The sequence below is a fragment of the Ruegeria sp. SATB027 genome (assembly GCF_059613825.1).
Genome location: NZ_JBXWTH010000055.1, coordinates 26,584 through 33,498 on the forward strand (window position 1 = coordinate 26,584; position 6,915 = coordinate 33,498).

Below are 6,915 nucleotides of genomic sequence, written 5' to 3' on the forward strand. Positions count from 1 at the left end.
AAGTCGCCAATGATTTCCGGAGCCGATGGGCTGACTTAGCGAACCGCAATGCGGACACTCAAAATATCCAAGGGCTCCCTATAGTCTAAATCCAACAATCTGCGCGGTTTGGAACTGCGAAGGCAACCAGCAGGCCTTCCACCATTGCCTGAGTAGGCTGTTATTGTGAACTTCGCTGCCATGCGCTGCAGTTGATCAGTCCACCCCGTGCTGCTCTGCGTATTGTCTCTGAGCATTAAGGATTATTTCGTCAACTACTCCGCAAAAACAATCCAAGTGAGGCCAATGAAGGTGCAAGACTTGCTGCCTTCGCCCATTGTTCAGCCCTTGAAAAAGGTATCGCCAAGCCCGGTAACTGTCTCCTGTTTCCTTTAAAGCTTGCCGCAACCCCGTATTCGAACCAGATGCGTTGGGTTTGACCGATTTTCTTGCTGAAGAAACGGCGCTCTCAACTTCTTCTTGAGACAGTTGCGCACGGGCATGAACAATGTGCAAAGAAGCTGTGTTCTCCAGAGTGGCAAACTTAGCGCCGAAGTCACCTTCGACTATTTCCTGAAGTTTTTTTGGAAGCCCAGTATATAGTTTCCATAAGTTGTGGTTTTGAGGTGGCTTAAGCCCAAAAACCAAGTACAACGATTTCAGAAATAATTCGGCTGCAAATATCAAGTTGGTCGCCGAGTAAATCAACTGGTCAGTATTGGCCCCCAAGTACGCAGCGGCCAAATCCTTATTTACTGGAACCTCGTCGAAAATTACTTTTACCTGTCGGCGAAACTCCCTGGCGGTCCGAACCGCCATAGCGGCGCTTCCTGGGTCGAATTCTTTGACGTCAAAGTGCATCTGATTTCCTTATTGTGAACTCATGCCGCCGTCGATTATCCTTATCGTTAACCCCTGATTTTCGCCCTGCTCTCCCAGCCTTCAATATCAGTTTTTGTACTTAGCCGAGTCAGGGCCTCCAAAATGGATGTGGATTTGTAGAAGTATGAGATCCCAGAATATGCTGGACCTGATCCATTCGGGTTTGGTACCGAGATTGATCCTGCATTTACACCAATAATCGCAGGGCCTCTAAGCCCGCCTGGTCGTTTTTGGCCTATTGCTAGTTTCACTGGAAGCGTTACTACAGGAGCTCCAGATGACCCGGGGAGCGAGTAGGCTTCGTATGCAATCGCAGACCCCATGACACTTTTGTTGGGATTTTGGACATCTTTGAAGGAGTAGTTTACTCGCGGATCACTCGATACATATCCTTTCCGCATAATCGGCCTGCCCTGCGCCGAGTCGTGCGGCTTTTGGTAGCTGGGAAACGCTAGCTCATCCAAAACATGCAGTTTTTCTTGGAAGTAGTCTTCCTGCGCTAAGTCACTCGAAGCTATACTGTAATCCAACCTAATGTCACGGGAGAGATTCGAGAAAACCTTTATTACGCTGACACAAGCAATATCGTCGTCTTTTGAAGAGGGATACGAGATCATTGCACTTTGAATAACAAAATTCACGTTTCTTTCAGGCACGCCTGTTGCCGATCTTGAAAATCCTCTGACGTTCATTGCGGCCAAAAAATATCGTTCGTCCTCCGGTTTTTTGAAAGTTGGGTCTACATTATGACGATTCGTAACAATGGTTGGAACGCCACTTTCATCTCTCACCGAAAAACAAGTTCCAGAGCAATCTCGAACATTTCCCGTCGATGAGTTCACAAACTTAACGTCCAATTGATAACAAGCATATAGAATTTCGTTTGTAATCATGCCAAAGCCGCTTTCTAATTCTTACTTAAATCAGCCTCATACCGTAGCCTTTTCGCACCTTTACGCAACCAGCGACAAACGATTATGTCTGTGAGCTTTTGCCCGAAGTCTTTTGAATGTTCGCTTTTTGGTAACTGGTGAGTAAAAATAGGCCACACGAACCACACAGATATGTGGCCTGATTGCCTGAATTGAGGAAAATGACCAACGGCAGCAAAGGGCTCTTTTCCCCCTTCACCCATCCCCCAGCACCAGATTGATCTGTACACGCGGCCGCTCTCACGGTTTAGTGCCTCGACACATCGGCTCAGGGGATCCCATCAATGAAAGTCGCAACCGCAGCGTATGATCTCGACTGGCTCGACAGCTGGGCGCAGTACGAGGACAAGCTGGACCGTTGGGTTGCCGAGGCCGCCGGGCAGGGGGCCGGGCTGCTGGTGTTCCCCGAATACGGCGCGATGGAGGTGTCGACGCTCGATGGTGCCGACGTGGCGGGTGATCTTGAACGCTCGATCCGCGCGGTTTCGGACCGGTTCGAGGATGTACAAAATTTGCATTCGCGCCTCGCAAGTGCGTACAAAACGTACATTCTGGGTGCATCGGCCCCGGTTGTGGATGGGTCCGGCCGCCCGGTGAACCGCGCCGCGTTCTACGCCCCGGACGGTGGCCGCGACCATCAGGACAAGCAGATCATGACCCGCTTTGAACGCGAGGACTGGGACATTGCGCCGGGTGGTCCACTCAAGCTGTTCGACACCGCGCTGGGTAAAATCGGTGTTCTGATCTGCTATGACAGCGAGTTTCCCCTGCTGGGCCGCGCACTCAGCGACGCGGATATGATCCTTGTTCCGTCCTGCACCGAAGCGCTGTCAGGGTATTGGCGTGTACGCATCGGGGCAATGTCAAGAGCATTGGAAAATCAATGCGTTACGGTTATGTCGTCACTGGTCGGAGCCAACGACTGGTCCGAGGCAGTGGACATGAACACCGGCATGGGCGGCGTTTTCGGCCCGCCGGACAAGGGGTTTCCGGCCACCGGAGTGCTGGCCGAGGGCGCTCTGAACCAGCCCGGCTGGACCTATGCGGATGTCGACCTGTCCGCCATCGCCGAGGTCCGCGCCGATGGCCATGTGCTGAACCGGACCCATTGGCCAGAGCAGGACGCCCGAGTCGAAACGGTCACATTATCCGCCCTTTAGATGAATCCGCCCTTGAAATAAGGGAAAAATAGGCTCATTTAAGCGCACATCCCCGCAGATTCTGCGGGCGCAACCTAATGATGGAGACAACATGGCCAAGGAAGATACGCTCGAATTTCCCGGTGTCGTGAAGGAACTCCTGCCTAATGCGACGTTTCGGGTCGAGCTGGAAAACGGCCATGAAATCATCGCACATACGGCAGGAAAGATGCGCAAGAACCGCATCCGAGTTCTGGCCGGCGACAAGGTTCAGGTCGAGATGACCCCCTATGATCTGACCAAGGGTCGGATCAACTACCGCTTCAAATAACGCCTGCCGAGATGGCGTTTATCCTGGGATCGGGCAGCCCAAGGCGGCTGGACCTGCTGGCGCAGCTTGGCGTGCAGCCCGACGCCATCCGCCCCCCTGACATCGACGAAACACCGCTGAAGGGTGAGCTTCCTGTTCCGTATTGCAGTCGCATTACCCGTGAAAAAGTAAAGGCAGTTCAATCGGATAGCGGTGACATCACGCTTTGCGCGGACACGACAGTTGCACTGGGGCGGCGTATTCTGGGCAAGCCCGAGGACGAAGGTCAGGCCGCAGAGTTCCTGTACGCTTTGTCCGGTCGTCGTCACCGGGTGATCACTTCGATTGCCGTTAGGCGCGGGGATCGCATCCTGCAGCGCGATGTCGTCTCGCAGGTCAAGGTCAAACGCCTGTCTGACGTTGAAATCAACGCTTATCTGGCGACTGGTGATTGGCGGGGCAAAGCCGGGGCCTACGCGATCCAAGGCCCTGCTGGCGCATTCATCCCATGGATTTCGGGCTCGTTCACTGGCATCGTGGGGCTGCCTTTGTCCGAGACCGCCGCCTTGCTGCAAGGGATCGGCTACCCCCTATATCGCGAGGCATCATGAAAGGTCGCACCATCGTTCTGGACCATATCCAAGGCCGCGAGGCCGCGGCATTGATGGTCGACGGAAAGCTTGATGATCTCCTGATCGCCACCGACGCGCCGGCACCCGGCACCATTTATCGCGCCCGCGCCGATCGACCGGTCAAGGGGCAGGGCGGTATGTTCCTGACCACACCCGACGGCCCGGCTTTTCTGCGACAAGTCAAAGGGTTGGCGCCGGGTGCCACGCTTTTGGTGCAGGTGGGCGGATATGCCGAGCCCGGCAAGGCCATCCCTGTAACCAACCGTATCCTGTTCAAAAGCCGCTTTGCCATTGTCACACCCGACGCACCGGGCCTGAACATCTCGCGCAGCATCAAGGATGAAGACAAGCGGGATCAACTGCTTGAAATCGCGCATGAACAAATGGGCGACAGCCCCTACGGGTTGATCCTCCGCTCCTGCTGCATGGATGCGGATGCCGGTGACATTGCCGACGACATTTCGGCCATGCTTGCGCAAGCTGAACAAGTGATGACGGACGAAGGGTCCGACGTCGAACTGCTGAGCGAAGGTGACAGCCCGCATATCCTGGCATGGCGCGACTGGACCGATCCTGCCGAGGTTGTGACGAAAACCGGCAGTTTTGAAACCCATGGTGTGCTGGATGCGCTGGATGTCGCCCGTGGCATTTCCGAACCTCTCCCCGGAGGCGGATATCTATTTATCGAACCGACCCGCGCATTGGTGGCCGTTGACGTGAACACAGGCGCGGATACGTCGCTGGCGGCAGGAACAAAAGCCAACTTCGCTTGTGCCAAAGCCTTGCCACGTGCATTGCGTGTGCGCGGGCTGGCGGGGCAGATCACACTGGATCTGGCTCCGATGCCCAAGAAAGACCGCCGAGGGTTCGAATCCGCCCTGCGTGCGGCCTTCAAGTCGGACCCGGACGAGACGATACTGGCGGGATGGACACCTCTGGGGCATTTCGAGTTGCAGCGCAAACGCAGCCGGTTACCTGTCGCAGAGATCCTGAAATGAGCTGTCCGATCTGCGGAGAAGAAACGCAAAAGAAGTTCCGCCCGTTCTGTTCGAAACGCTGCGCAGACATTGATTTGGCCAAGTGGCTGAACGGCTCTTACGCGGTCCCGTCTCAGCGCGAAGACGACCCTGAGACCGAGGCCGATGCGGACGAACGCAATACAATGCGACCGCACTGAAAAAATGTAAAAAAGCCTCTGGACACTGCCGGTAGCAAGTCATAGAACGCCTCCACCCAACGACAAACGTCGTTCCCGTGCCCGGGTAGCTCAGGGGTAGAGCAGTGGATTGAAAATCCTCGTGTCGGTGGTTCGATTCCGCCCCCGGGCACCATTTAACTCAATGAAAAGTAAGTCAAATTCCTGAAATCACGGCGTGCCAATTTCGGTCGCACGTGTCCGTGGGTGCCGATTGGGTGCCGACGAGCCATTTGGCATCCAAATGACTCGACAACAGAAGCTATAGCGGCACGTCTGATCTCTTTCAGTTCAGTGGTTTCAGGATGTAGCCGTTAAACGAGATAAGGTTGTATGGACGATCACCCAGCCCTGCTTTGATAGCATGCTCTTTTTCAGAAGTTGCGATCAAGATTTGATGGTTGGTCGACCGCTGCTTGGCCGATTCTTGAAACAGACTAAGCAAATTAACCGGATCAGTGGATTGCTGTCCCGGTTCATCAAGTACCACCAGCCCCGAATGATTTGTTGTGTAGTTTTCATCTAACTCAAGGAGGGAAAGGTAGTATGACCACTTAAGACGAATCCAATCACTTGCGGAAGCTTCGAAACTGATGTCCTTCTCTATATAACGATCAGATTCTTCATCATGTACAATGACCTGTGGTCTAAAGTTGTCTTTAGCCAAGGTAATTTCTGAGGGGGGAAAGGAATGAAAATCAAACGTTTTTAAGTGCCCCTGAACGAGAGATTGAAGGCGTGAGATCTTGTTCTTGTCCTCCACGGAAAAGTCATCTCCAGTTCGCAATTTCTTGAGTCGGGATGAAAGCCGCGCCCATTCTTTTGCGATAGCAACCAGTTCGTCTACAAGGCCATCTGCACGCTCCTGCATGTCTTCCCACTGACCCAAGCGTGCCTGCAATCGAACTGATTTTTCAATTGTCGTCCTGCTAATGCTAGACGCTGGGCGCACAAGCGCACGCTTCAGGCTTCGCAGCTCACTCTGCGCTTCTTTGTAATCTTGTTCGATGGATCGGCCTCGTACGCGAAGCTCCCCAAGCCTATCTTCGGTAGCCGCTAACGCCGACCTGTACATGAGTTGTTGGGACTTAATGAAAGCAATGTTCTCATCAAGGGCCATGGCGCCAGAGGAGCTAGGCGGAAGCAATTCTTGGGTCAAATGTTGATGGCAGGTCGGACAACTGTCGAATGCTACGGCGTCAGTCACCTCCGATCCAAGAGCCATCAGTTTTTTGGTGTCCTGATGTCGCTTAAGATCGATATCAAGTACCTCAATGCGCTTTTTCAATGCCCTGCTTTCTTCAAGAACTGTTCGGAATTCAGTCCTTGCGACTTCGAACACTGCTCCGAGTTCATCATAGTGAAGTTGAGCCTCTGCTAGGGCTTTTTGTGTGCTGGCCTCCGCCTCCTCTGTGGACACCAGCTCGATGCTGTTTAGCTCCTCTATTTCATCCTGAAGTTCCTTTGTGGCTGCATCCAAAGACAACCACTCTCCACCCATGAAGACTTCCAATGCAGTATCTGATTGATGTGAGAATTCTGCGGTAGGTGTTTTGGGCACACCGATAAAGCGGATGAGATTGGCACCACCTCTCTCCAGCAAACGTCGTTTTTCGGTCCAGTCACTTTCAAGAGCACCGATGCGTTTGTTGATTTCAGCCCTCTCCCGACGCACCTTACCAGCATCAAGATTCAGTATAAATTCAAGGACACGTCTGTTGATGTCTTGAATACGAAAGTGAGTTGGCAACGGTCCTTGAACTGTAGACTGATCAGCCCCACTTGTGTGGTCCAATTTGATTGTTAGTGCATGATTGGCCTTTGGTCCATCTGAACGATGGTTTCC

8 protein-coding genes and 1 tRNA gene are annotated in these 6,915 nt (G+C 53.3%); 6 read left to right on the forward strand and 3 right to left on the reverse strand.

Features of this window, described 5'->3' with window-relative positions:
• Positions 1 to 195: 195 nt before the first annotated feature.
• Both AC2FPW_RS16420 and AC2FPW_RS16425 read right to left on the reverse strand, forming a co-directional pair.
• The gene (locus tag AC2FPW_RS16420) at positions 196 to 840 is read right to left on the reverse strand and encodes a HEPN domain-containing protein (RefSeq protein WP_496814561.1); all 645 of its coding nucleotides are present in this window, start codon (positions 838 to 840) and stop codon (positions 196 to 198) included.
• A 47-nt stretch (positions 841 to 887) separates the two neighbouring features.
• Entirely contained in the window at positions 888 to 1,754 is an 867-nt protein-coding gene (locus tag AC2FPW_RS16425) for a hypothetical protein (protein WP_496814563.1), read from the reverse strand.
• A 323-nt stretch (positions 1,755 to 2,077) separates the two neighbouring features.
• Here AC2FPW_RS16425 and AC2FPW_RS16430 point away from each other — a divergent pair, with 323 nt between their 5' ends.
• The 6 genes from AC2FPW_RS16430 (at position 2,078) to AC2FPW_RS16455 (ending at position 5,205) form a co-directional block, all read left to right on the forward strand.
• Positions 2,078 to 2,953: a carbon-nitrogen hydrolase family protein gene (locus tag AC2FPW_RS16430; protein WP_496814564.1), complete on the forward strand. Its 876-nt coding sequence runs from the start codon at positions 2,078 to 2,080 to the stop codon at positions 2,951 to 2,953.
• Positions 2,954 to 3,044: 91 nt separating this feature from the next.
• Positions 3,045 to 3,263 (forward strand): translation initiation factor IF-1, encoded by a 219-nt coding sequence (gene infA, locus AC2FPW_RS16435; protein ID WP_005978431.1) that lies wholly within the window; start codon positions 3,045 to 3,047, stop codon positions 3,261 to 3,263.
• Positions 3,264 to 3,274: 11 nt separating this feature from the next.
• Positions 3,275 to 3,853, forward strand: coding sequence for a Maf family protein (locus AC2FPW_RS16440; protein ID WP_480586343.1), 579 nt, complete (start codon positions 3,275 to 3,277; stop codon positions 3,851 to 3,853).
• Positions 3,850 to 4,872: a ribonuclease E/G gene (locus AC2FPW_RS16445; RefSeq protein ID WP_496814566.1), complete on the forward strand. Its 1,023-nt coding sequence runs from the start codon at positions 3,850 to 3,852 to the stop codon at positions 4,870 to 4,872. Before AC2FPW_RS16440 ends, AC2FPW_RS16445 begins: the two co-directional genes overlap by 4 nt.
• The gene (locus AC2FPW_RS16450; protein ID WP_480473599.1) at positions 4,869 to 5,051 is read left to right on the forward strand and encodes a DNA gyrase inhibitor YacG; all 183 of its coding nucleotides are present in this window, start codon (positions 4,869 to 4,871) and stop codon (positions 5,049 to 5,051) included. Before AC2FPW_RS16445 ends, AC2FPW_RS16450 begins: the two co-directional genes overlap by 4 nt.
• 79 nt (positions 5,052 to 5,130) lie before the next feature.
• Positions 5,131 to 5,205, forward strand: a tRNA-Phe gene (locus AC2FPW_RS16455).
• Between the two features lie 150 nt (positions 5,206 to 5,355).
• Here AC2FPW_RS16455 and AC2FPW_RS16460 read toward each other — a convergent pair.
• The coding region (locus AC2FPW_RS16460) for a hypothetical protein (protein WP_496814568.1) at positions 5,356 to 6,915 on the reverse strand (1,560 nt) is incomplete at its 5' end.

Bases quoted from the DNA above. Each gene is read 5' to 3' on its own strand.
- AC2FPW_RS16420 (WP_496814561.1), bottom strand. From the start codon at position 840: ATGCACTTTGACGTCAAAGAATTCGACCCAGGAAGCGCCGCTATGGCG.
- AC2FPW_RS16425 (WP_496814563.1), bottom strand. From the start codon at position 1,754: ATGATTACAAACGAAATTCTATATGCTTGTTATCAATTGGACGTTAAG.
- AC2FPW_RS16430 (WP_496814564.1), top strand. From the start codon at position 2,078: ATGAAAGTCGCAACCGCAGCGTATGATCTCGACTGGCTCGACAGCTGG.
- infA (WP_005978431.1), top strand. From the start codon at position 3,045: ATGGCCAAGGAAGATACGCTCGAATTTCCCGGTGTCGTGAAGGAACTC.
- AC2FPW_RS16440 (WP_480586343.1), top strand. From the start codon at position 3,275: ATGGCGTTTATCCTGGGATCGGGCAGCCCAAGGCGGCTGGACCTGCTG.
- AC2FPW_RS16445 (WP_496814566.1), top strand. From the start codon at position 3,850: ATGAAAGGTCGCACCATCGTTCTGGACCATATCCAAGGCCGCGAGGCC.
- AC2FPW_RS16450 (WP_480473599.1), top strand. From the start codon at position 4,869: ATGAGCTGTCCGATCTGCGGAGAAGAAACGCAAAAGAAGTTCCGCCCG.